Raw genomic sequence first — 19,077 nt, forward strand, 5'->3', positions numbered from 1 at the left:
ATATTACTTCATGAATAATTTTCTTATCCCCATGGATATTGGAGGGAAATTCACATGAACCCTGTAGTTTATAGGTGCCCAATTTGTAGAAACCATTTTTACGGTATTCCTACTGATGTTTCTGGAACGTCAAGGATAACAACGACAGAGCCCCGTTCTCAGTATTTACTTACCCCGACTGACCATACTCTGATGTTAATTGACCATCAGCCGCAAATGACATTTTCAGTGCAATCACATGATATTGCACATTTGCGAAATAACATCGCTGGATTGTCAAAAACCGCAAAATTATTTAGTATCCCTATTATAATGACAACAATAACGGCAGCAACTTTTAGCGGTAAAATTTTATCCGAAATCCAATCAGTCTTTCCTGACCGAAGACCAATTGATCGAACAGTGATTAACGCTTGGGAAGATCCAAGAGTAGTTAGGCAAATCCACGAATATGGAAAACGTAAAATAGTCATGGCGGGTCTTTGGACAGAGGTGTGTTTGCTTGAACCTGTACTGAGTGCTATCGCCGACGGATATGAAGTGTTTTTTATCACTGATGCTTCTGGTGGAGTAAATAAAGAATCACATGACATGGCCGTAATACGTATGACACAGGCTGGAGCACACCCAATCACCTGGTTACAATATTTGTTAGAATTACAGCGTGATTTTGCTATTAAAGAGACTTACAATGGGACACTCGATATTATAAAACAACACGGGGGTGCTTACGGACTGGGAATAATTTATGCGAATGAGATGTTCGGGATTCAGTACGGAAGAAAAGGAAGTAATGGAAAATAATATATGAAGTATAGTAAACAAACAAGAAAAAGTACCCCTTAGTAGACTTTTTTAAAATCTACACTATGGGGTACTTTTTTCCGTATTACTTTTTTCTAATAAAATTTATTGATTTGCTTTCTTAACCCACTCTGCAACTGTAACAGTACGCTTTGCTTGATGTTTTACGGCTGCTTGAACATCTTCAATCATTTTTCCGTCTTGACCAACAGTAACGCTTGTTCCATATGGGTTACCACCAGCTCCAAATGTAACTGGGTCAGTATAACCAGGTGCTGCAACGATTGCACCCCAATGATACATAGTTGTATAAAGTGATAATATAGTTGCCTCTTGACCACCATGAGGGTTCTGAGCAGAAGTCATTGCACTTACAACCTTATTTACTAGCTTCCCATTAAACCAAAGACCACCAGTAGTATCTAAGAATTGCTTCATCTGAGAAGGCATATTACCAAAACGAGTTGGTACGCTGAAAATAATGGCATCTGCCCATTCTAAATCTTCTAATTTAACCTCTGGTACATCCTTAGTAGCTTCAACATGTGATTTCCAAACAGGATTTCCTTCGATTGCTGATTGTGGAGCTAGTTCAGGAACTTTTAAGACCTTTACTTCAGCACCAGCTTCTTTTGCTCCTTCTTCAGCCCATTTTGATAGTTGATAGTTTGTTCCACCCATGCTGTAATAGATTACTGCTAATTTTACATTTGTCATTTTTTCTGTCTCCTTATCAGATGAATCTCCAAATAGTTTAGATAAAATACCCATTTGTTTTACACCAACCATATTATTTCTTTTTTCACAATTTATATCCCTAATCTTCGAACTGTTTTTCCATTTCTATAATTAAGATGTGTGACGTTTCAACCGCCTTAATTGAAATATTTTCTTCAATAATTTCCATACCATCTCGATCGTTTAACTCAACATCATTTATTACTGAAGTCCCTTCAATTTGAACTAGATAAGCTTGTCTTCCTTCTTTTACTGGGAACTCAATGTTTTTTCCTTGTTCCAATTCCAAGGAATATATATTCGCATCTTGATTAATTTTGATTGGGGCATTTCCGTTTATATCTGAAACCATATGGAGCCAATTATTTTTTCTGTCTTCCCAGTTGAATCTAAAATCTCCGTAGTTTGGATCAAGTCCATTTTTTACAGGGAGGACCCATATCTGCAAAAATCTAAGTGTATCTTCCCCTAAGTTATACTCACTATGAAGTACACCTGTACCTGCACTCATGTATTGAACTTGACCACGAGTTACAGTGTTATTATTCCCCATGCTATCACCATGTGTTAATTCCCCATTGACAACGTACGATATTATCTCCATATCCCTATGAGGATGTACACCAAATCCTTTTTTTGCTTCAACCAAATCATCGTTGATTACCCGTAAAACGCCGAAATGGATATTGTCTGGATTAAAATAATCTGCAAACGAAAAATGAAATTTACTTTTTAACCATCCAATATCACTTGAACCCATTTTGCCACTTTCGATTTTTTTTAGCATAAAATTTCTCTCCTAAGTTCATTTTCAATATCCCAATTGATGACAATGTGCTCTAATTACTCCATTGTTTAATTACTTGCTCTTCGGCTAAGTGCATAATTTTTTCACAAGTCATTCCTTTATTAGCAAGGACATTTGTTTGATAATTTTTACCTTTATAATTAACTGTAACCAATACCTCAAACATTTTTAATTTCTCCTTTTAAAAATAATTGTTAACCTATTTAGTTGGATATACCGTTTTATGGTCAGCCAGTATCACTAATTGTTTTTCATTAGGTTGATAATTCACTTGTGCATCAGTAGAGTAATACCAGGTCTTTTCCGTTTCATTTACCTGAAATACATTTAACTCATGCTTAAAATTCAAAATCTTTGAAGATGTTTCTTCATCAACTGACAGGCTAATCTCCCAACGTTCACCTTTATTTACAATCGTATAAAGTTCAGGTTGGCAAAGTAGGCGGCTCCCGATAGAATGACGAATCAATAGCATATAGAAATGACCCCCATGTTACTTATTAAGTTCTTTATACCACTTTGCAGCTGCTTCAACTTCTTCCATGGTTAATTGATGACCTCTATTCTCCCAATGAAGTTCAACTTTAGCATTAACATTTTTTAATAAAGATTCTAATTCAGCAGATTCCATTGGCGAGCAAATTGGATCATTTGTTCCAGCTGCAATAAACACATTCTTACCAGATAAATCAGGAAGATCAATTCCTTTTCTTGGCACCATTGGGTGATGAAGAATAGCACCCTTTATAGCATTTTGATAGTGGAACAATAAACTTGCAGCTATATTGGCCCCATTTGAGTATCCAATGGCGATAATATTATTTCTGTCAAATCCATACTTTTCTGCTGCTTCGTCAAGAAACTCATTTAATTCTTTTGTTCTGAAAATAAGGTCTTCAATATCAAATACTCCTTCAGCCAATCTTCGGAAGAATCTAGGCATTCCATTTTCTAAAACATTCCCACGAACGCTTAAGACAGAAGCCTCCTCATCAATTCTTCCCGCAAGAGGTAACAGGTCTAATTCATTGCCACCAGTACCATGAAGCAATAAAAATGTTGGTTTTTTTGGATCTTGACCCTTATTGAATATATGTTTCATTATTTATCTTCCTCCAGAACTCGAACCTCAACAGGTGGCAAGGTTTCTTCCAATTCTTCTCTTTTTGACTCTAACCAAGATGGTAGCATAAGCTTTTTTCCCAGTTCATCGACAGGTTCATCCACTGCAAAACCTGGTGGGTCGGTTGCTATTTCAAAAAGGATGCCCCCTTGTTCATGAAAATAAAGGGCTTTGAAATAGTTTCGGTCGAGAATTTCAGTCGGGTAATATTCTTTTTCAAGGAGAAGTGTTCTCCACCTTTTATGTTCTTCTTCATCCTTCGCTCTCCATGCTATATGGTGAACCGTTCCTGCTCCCATTAGCCCTCGGACTGAAGGATTTAAGTGTATATCGATGGTATTTCCAATGTTTCCTTCAGATTTAAATCTTAAAAATTCATTTTCCTGACCAATGCATTCTAGCCCTAAAATATTTTCTAGAACCTCTGTTGTCTTATGTGGCTGTGCAGAAAACAGAACAGCACCCCCAAATCCTTTAATCGCATTTTCAGCTTCAACTCCACCAAAGTTCCAAGTATTCATTGGTCCTTCATCTCGTTCTGTTAATTCAAGCTGTAGTCCGTCAGGATCGTTAAACTTTATATATCTTTGACCAAATCGAATCGAAGATATAAATTCAACTCCAAAATTTCGCAAACGATTTTCCCAAAATGGAACCGAGCCCTTCGGTATAACATAACTGGTCACACCAACCTGACCTGTTCCAATTCGCCCTTTTAGCTGTTTAGCCCATGGAAAAAATGTAATCACAGTTCCTGGTTGACCCGTTTCATTTCCAAAATAAAGATGGTACACTTCTGGACGATCAAAATTGATGGTTTTTTTAACAAGTCTTAAACCTAATACTCCAGCATAAAAGTCTATATTTCGTTGAGCATCATTTACCATTGCTGAGATATGATGAATACCAGATGTTTTTTGCACTTTTTACCCTCCAATTCAACCATGGGATGTGGAACTATTTAGGTCTTTCAATTTCAAAAATCTCACCAATTTTGGCGTAATTATTCCCAGCCAATCGACTTACAGCAGCCATACCCCTTGGATCGATTCTTCCATTTTCGTAAATATCACTTTCAATATGAAATTGAACGATTTTCCCTATAATCAGATCACAACCTGGCGTATCCGAGCCTCCCAGTTCCAAAGAGTGCTCCAACGAACATTCCATTCTGATCTTTGCTTCCTTAACTCCAGGAACTGAAATCTTCACACTTTTGACTGGAGTTAAGTCTGCTAATTCAATCTCACTCTCATCAGGAGGAAGGTTTGCAGCTGTTTTATTTATTTTTTCAACGTTTTGTTCATCCACGATATGAACAACAAATTCTTTTGACTCGAAGATGTTTCTTGCTGTATCCTTTTGTTTCCCCGATGACCGTTGAATGGATAATGAAATCATCGGGGGATTGGATGATATGATATTAAAGTAACTAAAGGGTGCACCGTTTAGCACACCTTCTTTAGATTTAGTTGTAACAAAAGCAATCGGTCTAGGTATAATACTTCCAATAAGGAATTTATAATTATCTCGTTCAGATAATGAAGATGGATCGATTGAAAGCAAAGAAATCATTCCTTTTCGTAAAATCAGTCTAGTTCTCTAACTTCAAATGGTAATAATGCTGCTTCAATTTTTGCCCGTTGAGGCTCATACTGTGATGGCAACATCAATTTTTCTCCCATTGTCTCTTGTGATTCATCATGAGCAAATCCTGGAGGATCAGTTGCAATTTCAAACAGTATTTTTCCGTGTTCTCTGAAGTAAATAGCATTAAAGTAGTTTCGATCTTGTACTGGTGTAACGCCATATCCATTTGCTTGAACAAACTTTTTCCAATCTAATTGGTCCTGATCATCTTTAGCGCGCCATGCAATATGGTGTACTGTACCAACACCCATTTGTCCTGGACCAATTGGAGTTAATTTAAGGTCAATGACATTTCCTATATCAGCTAAGGAATGAAAGCGGATAAAATCTCCCTCTGTCCCGATTTTTTCTAGGCCCAACACATTTTCTAACAATTCTGCAGTTTTATTAGGTTGATCAGATAAAAGGGTTGCTCCACCAAATCCTTTGATAGCAACTTCAGGTGTTACCTCACCAAAAGTCCAAGTATTGTTTTCTCCTTCTTCTCTTTCCACGATTTCAAGGTGAAGCCCATGAGGATCATCAAACTCTAAATATTGCTCTCCAAATCGCTCCATTTTTGTAAATGAAACTTTGAATTTTTCAAGTCTCTTTTCCCAAAATTCCATGGCACCTTTCGGGATTACATAAGAAGTAACCCCGACTTGACCGTCTCCAATGATTCCTTGACGAGCTCCTGTCCATGGAAAGAATGTAATAATGGTCCCTGGCTTTCCGACTTCATTACCGAAATAAAGGTGATAAGTACCTGGATCATCAAAATTGACAGTTTGCTTAACCAAACGTAATCCCAAAACTCCTGCATAGAAATCTACATTCTTTTGTGGATGGCCGACGATTGCTGTGATATGGTGAATACCCATTGTTTTCTTACTCATTTTTCAGCACTCCTTTTGAAAGTAAAATCCAGTTATTTAAATAAACTTGATACCTTATTATGCACTTATTGCAATTTTTAGAGCCCAATAACACTGATAGTAATTTGGGAATCTCTAAATTGAGATATATTAAAATAAAAATGAATCTAAAGCATAGTGACCAGGGCCAATTAACGCAATACCAATAGCAACTGCAAGCAAGGTCAGGTTATATTCGTAACCATTTGCTGTTGCCCATAATCCGTTTGGAGCATGAACCTTTGTAATCGCCATTGCCATAGTCCCTACAATCAAAATTCCTGCAAGTGGGGTTAAAAATCCTAATGCAAACAATATTCCGCCAATAAATTCTGCTAATCCTGCGAAAAGAGCCATTGTTACTCCTGGTTTCATCCCAATGGATTCGAACCATCCACCAGTTCCTTTTAATCCGTAGCCACCGAACCAACCAAACAATTTTTGAGCACCGTGACCGATAAACAATACTCCAATTACCAAACGAATTATTAATAAACCAATATTTATCATCTTAAAATCCTCCTAGATTATATTTTATCTCGAATTCGAGATATTATTTCAAAAAAATGCAATCTTAAACTTTGTTCCTTACTTTTTTCAAAAGCTGCACCAATATCTCGGCCTCATCAGAACTTAATGAGTCAAACATATGATTAATGATCTCAATATATTTCGGCATGATTTCGTTCATCAATCGATTTCCATCATCAGTTAATGTCACGTGCATCACTCGGCGGTCATCTGGACAGGCATTACGGCTTAATAAACCTCTTTGTTCTAGCTTATCAATAACATATGTCATCGAACCACTTGAAATCAATATGCAATTTCCAATTTGTTGAATTGTTTGTTTCCCTTTTTCATAAAGTACCTCTAAAACAGAAAATTCCGTAATACCTAACTTATTTTTTGCCATTTCATCCTTTATTCGATCATGAATGGCTTTAGATGTTTGCATTAATATCAGAAAGGGCAGATTATTGCATTTCCTCTCCATTGATTTCACCCCCTAAAAGCCTTGGATTAAATTATCTTGAATCTGAGATAATAATAATACTTATAAATTTATTTGTCAATAACCTTTTTTTATTTTACTAAACTGCCCCGTTTAAGTGAAAACTTTCACAATCTATACTCTATATTTCAACATAAATATCCAATTTTATTGATACTGCTCCTCAACAAACGGGCCCATTTGTTGACATAAAATCCTTTTGCTTTCTATAAGCAAAGATTTTTTTTACGAGTTCCTTCTATTATATACTGATACTTTTCTATTCTCTTTCGTACTCCTTAACTAGCTTATAAAAAGTTGTCTTTCTAACACCAATTTCTTCAATCGTTTTCACAGCTGTCATCTCTCCTGATTTCCATCGATGATAAGCTTGTTTAAACTCTTCCGTGATATGCGATTTCGTTCTGCCAAAAGCTACACCATTTTTTAAAGCCACATCTATTCCTTCACGCTGCCTTTTTCGAATTCGGTTGCGTTCGTCTTCTGCCATCTAAGAAAGAATTTGTAAAACCAGATCGGCAATAAAAGTGCCTAGACTATCTTTAAATTGTGTGGTATCCAATAAGGGCATATCTAATACAACAATGTCAGCCTGGATGTTTTTCGTAATGTCATTCCACTCCTGCAATATCTCTTCTTTGTTTCGTCCAAAGCGATCGAGGGAATGAATAAAAAGAACGTCCCCTTTTCATAAAATACGCTTGAGTAATTGATATTGAACTCGTTTGGAATCTTTTCCACTTTGTTTGTCCATAAAGATATCTCGTTCGTCTATCTCTTTTTCCTTCATGGCTTCAAGTTGTCGTATTTCATTTTGATCTTTGCTACTGACTCGTATATATCCAAACTTTCTAACTTCCACTTTAAACTCCCCTAATTTTAATTCTTTTTTTCATATTCTACTATAACCCGTTCGTAAAAGTGCTTAAAAAACAGAGAACGTTCATAAATTATTTTTTAAGTTTTACGAACGTGAAAAATAGCCATTTTTGAACAAAAAATACCCGTTCGCAAAAGTGTACTTTTTCGAACGGGCATTTTACAAGAAATTATTAAAAACCAGTTTGCCGGGACCATGTATAACATTTGTAAAATCCTGATTTGTATAATCAATCACTACATCTGCTCCAAGCTCCTTCATGAAGTTCATATTAGATGTGCTGCCGGTCGAAGCAACATATGTACTGCATGTGTTGCTAATTGGATCGCCATACTGCCTACCCCACCTGCATCACCGTGAATGAGTACTTTTTTGATCCTTTGTCAGTTTCCATCAATGAATAGTGCAGTCCAAGCTGTCATGCTTGTAGAAATAATAGATCCAAGTCTTTATGAAAAAGTTGACCACGCAATAAATAGCGTTATTTTATATGATAACCACTTTCATATTGTTTCGGTACATTTAACTGCTTGCTCCGTAATTCAATCGCTGCATGTGTAGACCAATATGGATCCAGTAGCATTCCGCGGGCAATTGCAACCAAGTCTGCATCTTCATTCCCAATCACTGCCTCCGCTACAGCAGGTTTCTCGAGCATTCCTACTGCAATTACCGGAATGCTAACCTCCTCACGAATCTTACGGGCAAATGGAACCTGGTAACCTGGGTAGTTTCCTGGCTTTCTTTCACCTGGAATTCCTTCACCACCGCTGCTAACATGGAGAATATCAGCACCTGCTTCTTTATAGGCTTTACTTAGCATAACGGCATGATCTAAATCATATCCTCCATCAGCGTATTCTACTGCTGTGATACGGACAGATAAGGGCATGTCAGATGGCATTTCTTTTTTTACAGCTTGGATAACCTCCCTCCCAAAAAGGGAAAGATCCTGCCCGTATTGATCATCACGTTTATTCGTAAGCGGTGATTGGAACTGATGGATCAAATACCCGTGAGCAGCATGAATTTCAATCATGTCCACTCCCGCTTTCACTGCCCTACTTGCCGTATCAGCAAACAGCTGAACCATTTCCTTTACTTCCTCAGTTGATAAAGCACGTGGAGTTTTATAGCCTTCATCCGGGAATTTTATCGCAGAGGGGGCAACAGGATTGGCAGCATCCTCTGCTTTTCGTCCGGCATGGGCAATCTGTATGCCTATTTTTGTCCCATAGGCATGGACCTGGTCAATAATTCTTGAGAAGGCTGGAATTTGGTCATCTTCCCATAAACCAAGGTCATAATCCGTAATTCTTCCATCAGGATTTATATCAGTCATTTCCATTATGATTAGACCAGTCCCTCCGATAGCTCGGCTGACGTAATGAACATAATGCCACTCGTTAGGCTTCCCGTCCTTTTCAGTTACTGAGTATTGGCACATTGGAGCCATAACAGCCCGGTTCTTCAATTTTAAAGATTTCAGTTCAAAAGGTGAAAATAACTTATTGCTCATTTCTTATCATCTCCAAATAATTTTTCGTGTTCTGGGTCAGCTTTTGCCTGTCCATTTTGTTTTGCTAGTGGTACTACATAAGAAATTATTCCTATGATTAGAAAATGGTTATTTTAATTAATCTTTTTTTCAAAAAGAAAATTCTAGATATAACGTAAAATCACCGATTATCATATATTTTCAATCAAACTTTGTTTTAAACCTACACATTGTATTTCTTAACGGGTGAACGACTCTGATGATCAAAATGCTAAAATAAAAACGCCAAAAAAGATAGCTAGGGATCAGTTGCCTTTTATTAGACTAATAACTTCCAAAAGGTTATTTCTGTTCCTAGATCAGCTACTACTGACTGAAGGATTGCGTCAGGATACTTTGCTTGAATTTCTTTTATAGTTTGATTCACTTTTTCTTCACGACGTCCATTAATAAGTACAGTGGCACCTTCCGCCACTAATGACATGGCGATTGCTTTTCCAATTCCTGCTGTCGACCCAGTAACCAGTGCCGTTTTTCCTTTTAAATATAGATGCATGTAGGTCCCTCCCAGATTCGTGTTTTTATACCATTAACCTATGTAGGAATGAATAATTACGTTTATATTGTTAATCGTATGGATCACCCCTCTTACTTTAAACAGAAAATAAGAGGAGCTACCCATTTCTCAAAAGTATATAGATTTATTAAAAGTCAAAATCGTCCGGATCTGGACCGACTCGATAATTCTGATTCAAGTCATCAATGATTTGCATTTCTTCTTTCGTCAATTCAAAATCAAACACATTCGCATTTTCAACAATTCGATGCTCTTTTGTTGATTTCGGAATTATAACAACCCCATGTTGTAAATCCCAACGCAAAATAATTTGGGCGACAGATTTATTATGCTTGTCCGCAATTTCCTGTAAAACTTCATTGTCTAGCAACTGACCTTGCATTAATGGTGACCATGCTTCGAGCTGAATACCGTTGTTTTGACAAAATGCTTGCAGCTCTTTTTGAGTTAATCGGGGATGGCGCTCTACTTGATTGACCATTGGTTTAATTTCAGCATCCTTCATTAATTCTTCCAAATGATGAATTTGAAAATTACTTACACCAATTGCTTTTACTCGGCCTTCTTTATAAAGAGTTTCTAATGCTCTCCAAGCATCTTTATATTTCCCTTCAACCGGCCAATGAATCAAATATAAATCTAAATACTCTAAGCCAAGTTTCTTTAAACTAGTTTCATATGCAGCAATTGTTGATTCATACCCTAGATCTGCATTCCAGACCTTTGAAGTAACAAAGAGCTGTTCTCTTGAAATACCTGCTTCTTTTAAGCCATCTTGGATTCCTTTACCAACACCTTCTTCATTCTCATAAATTGCAGCGGTATCTACGCTACGGTATCCATGTTTAATAGCTGTTTTTACTGCGTTTACTAATTCAGGACCTTCTTCGACTTTAAAAACTCCAATTCCAAGCCAAGGCATTTTTACCCCATTATTCAAAGTTGTTGTATCTTGTATATTTTTAACCATCATTTTTAATACCTCCAAATTTTTATTAAGCTTTATTTACTTGATCTTTTCGTTCCAAAGCTCTGCTAAATCCAGTTAAGACTGCAGCCACTAAAACCATAAGTGCTCCAATCCAAGACGTATGGATAAGTCCTATCGAGTCTGTAATAAGACCGCCTAAATAGGATCCAACAGCAATCCCGGCATTAAATGCAGCAATATTTATTGCTGATGCCACATCAACCGCACTAGGAACGAAGCGCTCTGCCAGCATCACAACATATACTTGTAAGCCTGGCACATTCATAAATGCTAACAGTCCCATTAAAAGAATCGTTATTAATCCAGCAATTTTAAATGGAGCTGTAAACATCAAAATAAATAAGACGACTGCTTGTACAATAAACATATAGAACAATGAACGAATTGGATTTTGATTCGATAATTTACCTCCAATCATATTCCCAATCGCAATCGCAATTCCATAAGCTAATAAAATGACAGCTACAGTTCCTTCTTTAAACCCGGTGATATCTTGAAGCAATGGGGATAAGAAGGTAAACACAACAAATGTTCCGCCATATCCTAACGCTGTAATAATGAATAAAAGCAATAATCGACCATTTGTCACAAGCTTAAGCTGATCACGAAAAGAAGTTTTTACTCCTTTTCGTAAATTAGATGGGACAAGAATGCTATTTGCAATTAAGGCAATGACGCCAATGATAACAATGGTAACAAAGGCAGTTCTCCAACCTAGTTGCTGTCCAATAAAGGTTCCAAATGGAACACCGGTTACCGTAGCTACTGTAAGTCCTGTAAACATAATTGAAATCGCACTAGCTCTGCGATTTTCCGGAACTAAATCGGCAGCTATTGTCGATCCTATTGACATGAAGACCCCATGTGAAAATGCTGAGATCACACGCGCTACTAGCAATAAACCAATTGTCGTAGAAATAGCAGCAATAGTATTGCCAATAATAAAGACAATCATAATCCAAAGTAGTAATGTCTTACGTGACATTCTCGATGTCAAAGATGTCAAAATAGGAGCTCCAAACGTTACCCCTAAAGCATATAAAGATACAGTCAATCCTGCAGTGGTAACTGGAATACTTAAATCATTTGCAATAAGAGGCAGCAACCCGACACTGATGAATTCAGTCGTTCCGATTGCAAAAGCACTTACTGCTAAAGCAAGCAGTGCGAACGTGCTTTGCTTTTTACTTAAAGCCATATTATCCTCTCCTTTTTTCTGTTATATAAATGGAAACTTTCATTTCAGCGAATAATAAATTTTGAAAGAAAGTATAGTATGAATCGGCCGGCAAATGTTATTATGAAATATATTGATTATAAAGAAAAGTACGCACTTTAAAGTTATATAGGCACCTAAAAGTAATATAAGTACTTTTTGGTGCCTATATGAAGGAGGAGGACAAAGATGCAAAAAAAGAAATACAATATTTCTGTTGAAGCGACATTAGAAGTCATCGGTGGAAAGTGGAAATGTGTGATTCTCTGCCATCTAACTCACGGAAAAAAACGAACAAGCGAATTAAAGCGCCTTATGCCAAATATCACACAAAAAATGTTAACTCAACAATTACGTGAATTAGAACAGGATGGAATTATTAACCGAATTATTTATAATGAAATTCCCCCAAAAGTGGAATATGAGCTTAGCGAATATGGCTGGAGTTTGAAAATTATTTTGGATTCTTTATGTGCTTGGGGAGAAAATCATATTACAAAAGTATATGGTGATAAATCATCTGTCTTAGAGGACAACATCTTAAACAAAAAGATTGATTTTGTGCCATCATAACGTAAAATAGTCCAGCAACAATCGCAAAACCATCGGGCATGATTGTGTAATAAGACAAATCAAAAAATCCGATTCCTCAAATATTTAGGGGATCGGATTTTTTAGTTTGAAAATCTTCTTTGTATACAAAATCCCCGCATACCCTTTTTGCGTCATTCTCGTTGATAAAAACGACAAAACAAATGAAAAGTTATATTCATATGTGCTCCTGGGCAGGATTAGTTCCAAGGCATAACGAAAGTGCGGGAAAAAGGAAAACAGCTAAAACTAAAAAAGGAAACAAGTATTTGAGATCAGCATTAACTGAAGCAGCTCATTCTGTAAGAGGATAAAAAAACTATCTAGGAGCACCGCATAGGCGTACAGCCTAACGAAAGGGCAAAAAACGAGCAAGAATTGTATTCGCTCAATATCTTTTAACTTGTAAAGAAATGTATGTAGTTTTAGGAGAAGACTACTTCGATAAGCAAAAACATCAATCTATTGTTCGTTCCCGCTATAATTAGGCTTAGAAGAAATTTTTATTAAAATATAACCAATAATAAATCCAATTAATAATCCCGGAATCAATGACAACATTGGAAGCCATATAGGTCCGAAGGATATACCGAAAAACAAATTAGGTGAATACATTAGCCCTATTGTAACAAAGTAGGCTCCAAAAGCAAATGGAACGAATGATAACCTGGGATTTTCCCCTTCTGCATGTTTATTCGCATCATACATGGCATACATATATACACATGGGTAAAACATTAGCCATTGATATTCGACCACTTTAGCAGCTTCTGGTAAGGAAATCAAAAGGGCATTAAGGATGTTTGCAGAACGGGAGAAAAATAGATTTAGTGTAAATGACATTTCTTCTTAATTGCCCATCCTTTAAAACAGTCTATACCTATCGAGAAGCTTTAAATGTTTTATTTAAGGGTCCTAAATATGTGGATGAAACACAGTTAAAAAGAATGATTGAAGAGGAATTGGAGATTGAAGAGCATTGGGAGAATCGGAAGTAAAACAAATGTGTGCTTACTACGCGAAAGATGAAGAATTTGAAGCTAAGAAAAAACAAGTGCTTAGGATTTGATCCAGAATGAATGTATCCATTGAGTTTCATTTTATCTCGAATGAAAATAAAGTCATGCGTAGGGGAGAATTTCCTTTGAGAAGAAAACGGCCTGAAGAGGTAGCTTTTGAATTTTGGAAACAGATCAAAAGAGAAATGCCGTTTGATGGAGAGTTGGTACGAGTAAAAGCAAGTGGAGAAGATATAACAGAATTAGTAATGGAATTAGAAAAAGCCCCTCTCGAAGATTGAGAAGGGGGCTACGACTCTTTGTTAAACTCAAGCCCCCGTTTGTTAACTTTTTTCAATCTTACAAATCCACTTATAATAATTCAATAATATAATCAACAAAATAGGGTCAACAAGAATAGAATACTCCAATTTCCACCAGCCATAATTGAAGTACCCCCAAGGTTCTGGTAGTAATGCTATTTCTTCATAAATCATCATGAATACTAACCAAGAAATATAATAAAGAATTCTTTTTAATAATGGAGAGTTAAATGGATACCAATTCAAAAACATCATATTTACAGGTGGTAAAAGCATTATAAGGCTGGGTAAACCTTCCCAATCAACATTTTGTGTAAAGTACCAATAGCCGTGGTATTTTTGGTCAATAAACAGATCAGCAATAACCTGTAAAGTAATGGTGAACAGCCAAATATGAACAATTTGATTTTTGGTAAGTCTCTTGTTAGTTATAAAAGCAATTAAATTAAAAAGAATAACAGCACTAAAAAGTCCAATCATAAAAATGTCCTTTTTAAACTTATTTTTTCTTACAATGGTTCACTTATTCGCCATTTAACTGATTTAAGTCTAAGAAAAATGGACCGCTGAAACAGTCCATTTTTGTTCAATTCTTGCGCCCGATTATAGAAGATCGTATTGCAAGATAAGAAAACTGTTAGTTCAAATTTGGCATCCTGTCGAATACACGAGCAGAAAATGTACTTTTTAAATTTACATAAGTTAAAGAATCCAGCCCCCATCGTATTGTTATTTCTCCGTCTGGATATATAGCTTTAATCTTAGCGTATCTTCCAATATCATCTTTTGAAACATCTAGGATTTCAAACTGCGGTAGCTCACGATTACGTGTCATAGTATTATCCATCCTTCATCCTTCAGTATGTCGTACTTAGCTTAACAGCTTGTTTTAATATTCGATTTCTTATGAATGTTAACCTTCTTCGAGTAACCTGCCATTTAGTGGAATAAGGAAAAAGGCTGCCGCAGCAACCCCAACCTTCTTCAAATAAAGTAACCGTAGTTGAAGAGGATTCAGACTTTACAACAGAAATTTTCAGATAAAGAATCCCTCGGGATATAAATAGTCCTCTTCAGGTTCAACATCAGGATATCTTGTAAAAACAGAATTGAACTCATCATTTTCTATAAGGTATTCGATAACTTCAACAATCCGTTCCCGACTTACTAAATCTATAAGAACCATCTCACTCGACCAAAAATATGCACCGTTCATACTTTCACCAGTCTGTTTATTCTTCTCTCTCAATGTCTGGATATTTTTATATGTAAAAAAACTAGCTATCCATTTTGAACGGTTTGAAAATGTTACGATGACATCCGTGTTATCATCTTCAATATTCCATTCACCATCTGCCCATTCCTCTGCTTCTATCCAAATATACTTCCTGTGATTTTTTGTCAATAAAACAACCCCCATATTCCATATAAGCACCCGTCAGCTCAATAATAATCAAATTTCATTTCGATATTTTATATTGGTTATCTATACAATCCTGGTTGTGACAATCCTCCATTAGTTGAAGAAGTAAAAGAGTCAAAGTTAATTTTATACTCTTTTATAAAGGTACCAACCACCCCAGCCTGCAACAAAGGCTAATGGTAATATAACAAAGTGACTTCCGTAATTCCCGATAAGCCAGTCAATCTTAAAAATATAGGCTATTCCATACAGAATCTCTATTGCCAATAACGCAAAAAAGAGTTTTACAAAATAATCCTTCATTGTTGAATCCTTTCTTTTGAAAGAAAAAATATTCATTTTTTAAGTTCGTTTTTTGGTAAAGAATTTTGGTATAGAATTTCTTCTACGTCGCTAATACTTTATTCAAAAACCCCTACCACAAAGTAGATAGGAGCTGAATATTAAAATCAAAAAATTTTCCGTAATTAATGGCTTATTCCCTTCTTTTTCTCATTCTCAATCTTGTACCGAATTTGTAATATTGTAGAAAGAAATAAGTTTGGTCGGAAAAAAGGTAAGGTATTATTTTATAAAGGTTTTTTTCTCCCACGCTTGTCCACTCTTATTCAAACATTTCCAGATTTTACCTATTTATTTTCTTTCGCTTATTCTATACAAATATGAAAGGAAGAATAAGTTGTTTTGGTATGAGTAATACTTAAATTAGAAAAATCCAATATTAAGAGGAGATCTTCAATGAATACAAAACATATTGTTGGTTTATCATCAACAGAAATTTCAGGATTATGGGCTACTTATATTATGGATAGCTTATCTATCTGTCTCTCTAAGCATTTCCTGCAACAGTCGAACAATGAAGATGTTAAACCCATAATTAAACTAACATTAGATATATCACAAAAACATATTGAGGAAATCAAGAATATTTTTGAAAAGGAGAAGTTCCCTATTCCCAAGGGATTTTCCGATGAAGACTTTGATCTTTCAGCTCCACCTTTGTTTTTCGATTTATTTCCTGTAAGCTACGCTTACGGGATGAGTCGTATGGGTTTGACTGCCTATAGTATGCTAGTTTCTAATGTTGCCCGCGAAGATATTCGATCTTTCTTCTCTAAGTGTTTAACTTCCACATTGGATCTTTATAATACATCAGTAAATCTAATGCTTTCTAAAGGGATATACGATCGCCCAACAATGATCCCTTATCCCGATAAAGTTGAATTTATTAAAAAGAAAGAAACATTTTTATCCAAGTGGTTCGAAAAGAAACGCCCTCTAAATGTTCTTGAACTATCTGAAATATTTTTTAACATTGAAAGGAACTATTTTGCTGTAGTCTTACTCACTGGATTTATTCAAGTTGTGAAAGATGAACAAATAAAGAAATTTTTGACAAAAGGAAAAGACTTAGCTCAAAAACAAATTCATTTCCTAAACCATACTTTAATCAAGGAAGATTTGCTTGGCACTACAATGGTTAACTCAGAAGTGTCAACTTCTACTGTATCTCCTTTTTCAGAAAAGCTCATCATGAACCTTGTAACTATACTCAATACACAAGGAATAACCTATATTGGTCATGCAATAGCTTCATCAGCACGAATAGACCTTGCTATTGAATATTCAAAACTAATTCCTGAAATATTGCAGTATGGGAAGGAGGGCGCCGACATTTTGATAGAAAGGGGATGGATGGAAGAACCACCACACGCTCCGAATAGGAAGGAGTTGGCAGAAAATTAGGTTTAAATTAAACAAGGGATTTCAACGATCTCTTGTTTAATTTATATGAAGCAAAATTTCCCGTTTTAACAAATTAAACTTGACACAATATTAAAAGAATTCAGATCTCTAACGGAACATACTTTTTTAAATGATATTAGTCTATCTTTTGTACAATATCAAGATGGGCTTAATAACAAAAAAGGATTGCTGCTGCAATCCTTAGTTCGTCTTGGAGAGTTTTAAAATCTTCTAGTGTCACCTAAATGTTGAAGAATAATTCTCTACATTGCATACAAAATCTCCTTTGCTTTTTTATCCACTTCTTCTAGTTTTTCACCTTCGGTAGGTCTTGTTATTAGTCCTCAAAGATATTCATTTTATCACCTTTAGAATTAAGACTTTACTTATTGAACAAATGTACCCGTTACTTTAAGTACAATGCTTCACAAACATTGCTGCTAATTTATATAATTACAGGAATGCTGCACTGTTAGCACGAATTTAAACACGTTTAAAAGTCCCTTTATAAACTTTATATTTACCAGACAGGTCTTAATATCGTTGGTAATTTACCATCATTTGCTTCATAAACTAATTTTGTTAAATCTTCTTTGAGCATTTGCAGTCGTTCAGCACCTATGTTTTCAATCCAACGTTGCTCAATCTCAGTTAGTATTTTCTCTTTTGCTTGCACCACTAACCAACCCCGTTCGGTCAAAACAATAATTTTCCCTCTCTTATCCGTGGGATGAGCTTTTCGCATTACATAACCACTTTTCTCAAGATAATCCACCATTTTACTCACAGCTTGCTTTGTAATTCCTAAATATTCGGCTAGTTCTATACCTGTTGCTCCACTAGGAGTGATGCATTTAAACATAAAACCATGTACAGGCCTAATATCTCCAAATCCCAATTCACTCAATCTATCATGTAGTTCATTAATTGATGTACTAAAGGATAATGATAAAAGTGATGTAAGATCTAATTCACTAAATACTTCATGATTCACAAATAAAACCTCCTCAAATAAAGTCAATTAGGTTGACTTTATTTGAAACTCATTGTACTATACACAATGTAGTCAATCAAGTTGACTATAATTCGATTACAAAAGAAATTGGATTCACCGAAATATAATTAATAAATTATGGAGGGTTCTCATGGCTAACATCGTTAAAATTAGAGCAAGCGTATTTATTCCAATGTCTTGGACTGAACCTAAGAAGGATATTCAATCGGGAAATGTAATCCAATTTGAAGGTGACTCACGTGAATTTACACCTTACGCTGTAAACGCTATGCGTTCCAGGATTGAACAAGAAGTAGTTATAGACTTTTACAAAAAAGATATTTTCACATATGCGAATACGGGTATAACAACAGAAAGAATCACAACGCCAGATGGTTCCGTTAAAAAAAGAACAGGAAAAGCTAGTACAAAAAGTATTTTGTGCACTGATATTATATGGAATTCTGATGACGTCAAGTTTCAAATGAGTGCAAGTGCTAGCAACCCATTAAATATATATGCACCTCCTGTTGACTACCTATTAACTGTACATGTAAAAATAGATGGTACTGTCGATATTGAAGGTGCGCACGATGGATTCCCTTGCTATGAATTTTATAAGCAAGTAAATTTTGGCCCATTTGAACAAATTTATACACATGATTTCAGAGAAACTGGTGATACAGCTGAAGCTCTAGGTGGAGAAATGGAGTATAGTTTTAAAAAGATATTGTAAAGACAATATAATACCTTTTTTAGTAATTAAATATATAACAACGCAAGAGGATTAACAGGAGGAATATAGA

At 35.6% G+C, this 19,077-nt stretch carries 25 protein-coding genes and 2 pseudogenes; 7 read left to right on the forward strand and 20 right to left on the reverse strand.

Annotation, left to right across the window (positions count from 1 at the left end):
- The first annotated feature begins 54 nt into the window (after positions 1–54).
- Positions 55–804 carry a hydrolase gene (locus BIV60_RS00445; protein ID WP_083402034.1) on the forward strand — a complete coding sequence of 250 codons (750 nt, stop codon included), beginning with the start codon at positions 55–57 and terminating at the stop codon, positions 802–804.
- A gap of 105 nt (positions 805–909) precedes the next feature.
- On the opposite strand, the gene wrbA is transcribed toward BIV60_RS00445, so the two are convergent.
- The 15 genes and pseudogenes from wrbA to BIV60_RS00520 form a co-directional block, all read right to left on the reverse strand.
- The gene (wrbA, locus tag BIV60_RS00450; RefSeq protein WP_071353778.1) at positions 910–1,575 is read right to left on the reverse strand and encodes an NAD(P)H:quinone oxidoreductase; all 666 of its coding nucleotides are present in this window, start codon (positions 1,573–1,575) and stop codon (positions 910–912) included.
- 46 nt (positions 1,576–1,621) lie between these two features.
- The gene (locus BIV60_RS00455; RefSeq protein ID WP_071353779.1) at positions 1,622–2,329 is read right to left on the reverse strand and encodes a pirin family protein; all 708 of its coding nucleotides are present in this window, start codon (positions 2,327–2,329) and stop codon (positions 1,622–1,624) included.
- Between the two features lie 52 nt (positions 2,330–2,381).
- Positions 2,382–2,516 (reverse strand): BA3454 family stress response protein, encoded by a 135-nt coding sequence (locus BIV60_RS00460; protein WP_071353780.1) that lies wholly within the window; start codon positions 2,514–2,516, stop codon positions 2,382–2,384.
- Between the two features lie 33 nt (positions 2,517–2,549).
- Entirely contained in the window at positions 2,550–2,825 is a 276-nt protein-coding gene (locus BIV60_RS00465; RefSeq protein WP_071353781.1) for a hypothetical protein, read from the reverse strand.
- An 18-nt stretch (positions 2,826–2,843) separates the two neighbouring features.
- The gene (locus BIV60_RS00470) at positions 2,844–3,452 is read right to left on the reverse strand and encodes an alpha/beta hydrolase (protein WP_071353782.1); all 609 of its coding nucleotides are present in this window, start codon (positions 3,450–3,452) and stop codon (positions 2,844–2,846) included.
- The gene (locus BIV60_RS00475) at positions 3,452–4,396 is read right to left on the reverse strand and encodes a ring-cleaving dioxygenase (RefSeq protein ID WP_083402035.1); all 945 of its coding nucleotides are present in this window, start codon (positions 4,394–4,396) and stop codon (positions 3,452–3,454) included. The genes BIV60_RS00470 and BIV60_RS00475 overlap by 1 nt, the downstream gene beginning before the upstream one ends.
- Positions 4,397–4,430: 34 nt before the next feature.
- Complete coding sequence (locus BIV60_RS00480) at positions 4,431–5,039, reverse strand: flavin reductase family protein (protein WP_071353783.1); 609 nt, start codon at positions 5,037–5,039, stop codon at positions 4,431–4,433.
- Between the two features lie 23 nt (positions 5,040–5,062).
- A complete protein-coding gene (locus BIV60_RS00485; RefSeq protein WP_071353784.1) occupies positions 5,063–6,001 on the reverse strand; it encodes a ring-cleaving dioxygenase in 939 nt (312 codons plus the stop codon).
- Between the two features lie 129 nt (positions 6,002–6,130).
- Positions 6,131–6,529 carry a DoxX family protein gene (locus BIV60_RS00490; RefSeq protein ID WP_071353785.1) on the reverse strand — a complete coding sequence of 133 codons (399 nt, stop codon included), beginning with the start codon at positions 6,527–6,529 and terminating at the stop codon, positions 6,131–6,133.
- A gap of 64 nt (positions 6,530–6,593) precedes the next feature.
- On the reverse strand, positions 6,594–7,016 hold the full coding sequence (locus BIV60_RS00495; RefSeq protein ID WP_071353786.1) for a MarR family winged helix-turn-helix transcriptional regulator: 423 nt from the start codon (positions 7,014–7,016) through the stop codon (positions 6,594–6,596).
- Positions 7,017–7,293: 277 nt separating this feature from the next.
- Positions 7,294–7,896, reverse strand: a pseudogene (locus BIV60_RS00500) (recombinase family protein).
- Between the two features lie 499 nt (positions 7,897–8,395).
- A complete protein-coding gene (locus BIV60_RS00505) occupies positions 8,396–9,433 on the reverse strand; it encodes an NADH:flavin oxidoreductase/NADH oxidase (protein ID WP_071353787.1) in 1,038 nt (345 codons plus the stop codon).
- A gap of 325 nt (positions 9,434–9,758) precedes the next feature.
- Positions 9,759–9,968: pseudogene (locus BIV60_RS00510) on the reverse strand (SDR family NAD(P)-dependent oxidoreductase); the annotation flags it as partial.
- A 148-nt stretch (positions 9,969–10,116) separates the two neighbouring features.
- Entirely contained in the window at positions 10,117–10,959 is an 843-nt protein-coding gene (locus BIV60_RS00515) for an aldo/keto reductase (protein ID WP_071353820.1), read from the reverse strand.
- 25 nt (positions 10,960–10,984) lie between these two features.
- The gene (locus BIV60_RS00520; RefSeq protein ID WP_071353789.1) at positions 10,985–12,178 is read right to left on the reverse strand and encodes an MFS transporter; all 1,194 of its coding nucleotides are present in this window, start codon (positions 12,176–12,178) and stop codon (positions 10,985–10,987) included.
- Between the two features lie 207 nt (positions 12,179–12,385).
- Here BIV60_RS00520 and BIV60_RS00525 point away from each other — a divergent pair, with 207 nt between their 5' ends.
- On the forward strand, positions 12,386–12,769 hold the full coding sequence (locus tag BIV60_RS00525; protein ID WP_071353790.1) for a winged helix-turn-helix transcriptional regulator: 384 nt from the start codon (positions 12,386–12,388) through the stop codon (positions 12,767–12,769).
- A gap of 161 nt (positions 12,770–12,930) precedes the next feature.
- Positions 12,931–13,101: a transposase gene (locus BIV60_RS30105; RefSeq protein WP_371261496.1), complete on the forward strand. Its 171-nt coding sequence runs from the start codon at positions 12,931–12,933 to the stop codon at positions 13,099–13,101.
- Between the two features lie 148 nt (positions 13,102–13,249).
- Here BIV60_RS30105 and BIV60_RS00535 read toward each other — a convergent pair whose 3' ends face one another.
- Positions 13,250–13,630 (reverse strand): hypothetical protein, encoded by a 381-nt coding sequence (locus tag BIV60_RS00535; RefSeq protein WP_071353792.1) that lies wholly within the window; start codon positions 13,628–13,630, stop codon positions 13,250–13,252.
- On the opposite strand from BIV60_RS00535, the gene BIV60_RS29380 reads away from it, so the two are divergent.
- Together BIV60_RS29380 and BIV60_RS00540 are read left to right on the forward strand one after the other, a co-directional pair.
- Positions 13,624–13,785 carry a hypothetical protein gene (locus tag BIV60_RS29380; protein ID WP_177177191.1) on the forward strand — a complete coding sequence of 54 codons (162 nt, stop codon included), beginning with the start codon at positions 13,624–13,626 and terminating at the stop codon, positions 13,783–13,785. The genes BIV60_RS00535 and BIV60_RS29380 overlap by 7 nt on opposite strands.
- 77 nt (positions 13,786–13,862) lie before the next feature.
- A complete protein-coding gene (locus BIV60_RS00540) occupies positions 13,863–14,087 on the forward strand; it encodes a hypothetical protein (protein WP_071353793.1) in 225 nt (74 codons plus the stop codon).
- A gap of 42 nt (positions 14,088–14,129) precedes the next feature.
- On the opposite strand, the gene BIV60_RS00545 is transcribed toward BIV60_RS00540, so the two are convergent.
- The 3 genes from BIV60_RS00545 to BIV60_RS00555 form a co-directional block, all read right to left on the reverse strand.
- Entirely contained in the window at positions 14,130–14,588 is a 459-nt protein-coding gene (locus tag BIV60_RS00545) for a hypothetical protein (protein ID WP_071353794.1), read from the reverse strand.
- Positions 14,589–14,745: 157 nt separating this feature from the next.
- Positions 14,746–14,943 carry a hypothetical protein gene (locus BIV60_RS00550; RefSeq protein ID WP_071353795.1) on the reverse strand — a complete coding sequence of 66 codons (198 nt, stop codon included), beginning with the start codon at positions 14,941–14,943 and terminating at the stop codon, positions 14,746–14,748.
- A gap of 201 nt (positions 14,944–15,144) precedes the next feature.
- A complete protein-coding gene (locus tag BIV60_RS00555) occupies positions 15,145–15,528 on the reverse strand; it encodes a hypothetical protein (protein ID WP_071353796.1) in 384 nt (127 codons plus the stop codon).
- A gap of 741 nt (positions 15,529–16,269) precedes the next feature.
- On the opposite strand from BIV60_RS00555, the gene BIV60_RS00560 reads away from it, so the two are divergent.
- Entirely contained in the window at positions 16,270–17,277 is a 1,008-nt protein-coding gene (locus BIV60_RS00560; protein WP_071353797.1) for a DUF3231 family protein, read from the forward strand.
- Positions 17,278–17,797: 520 nt separating this feature from the next.
- Here BIV60_RS00560 and BIV60_RS00565 read toward each other — a convergent pair.
- On the reverse strand, positions 17,798–18,271 hold the full coding sequence (locus BIV60_RS00565) for a MarR family winged helix-turn-helix transcriptional regulator (protein WP_071353798.1): 474 nt from the start codon (positions 18,269–18,271) through the stop codon (positions 17,798–17,800).
- A 151-nt stretch (positions 18,272–18,422) separates the two neighbouring features.
- Here BIV60_RS00565 and BIV60_RS00570 point away from each other — a divergent pair, with 151 nt between their 5' ends.
- Positions 18,423–19,007 (forward strand): DUF3238 domain-containing protein, encoded by a 585-nt coding sequence (locus BIV60_RS00570; RefSeq protein ID WP_071353799.1) that lies wholly within the window; start codon positions 18,423–18,425, stop codon positions 19,005–19,007.
- The last annotated feature ends 70 nt before the right edge of the window (positions 19,008–19,077 follow it).

This window comes from Bacillus sp. MUM 116 (assembly GCF_001866655.1).
Taxonomy (GTDB): Bacteria; Bacillota; Bacilli; order Bacillales; family Cytobacillaceae; genus Neobacillus.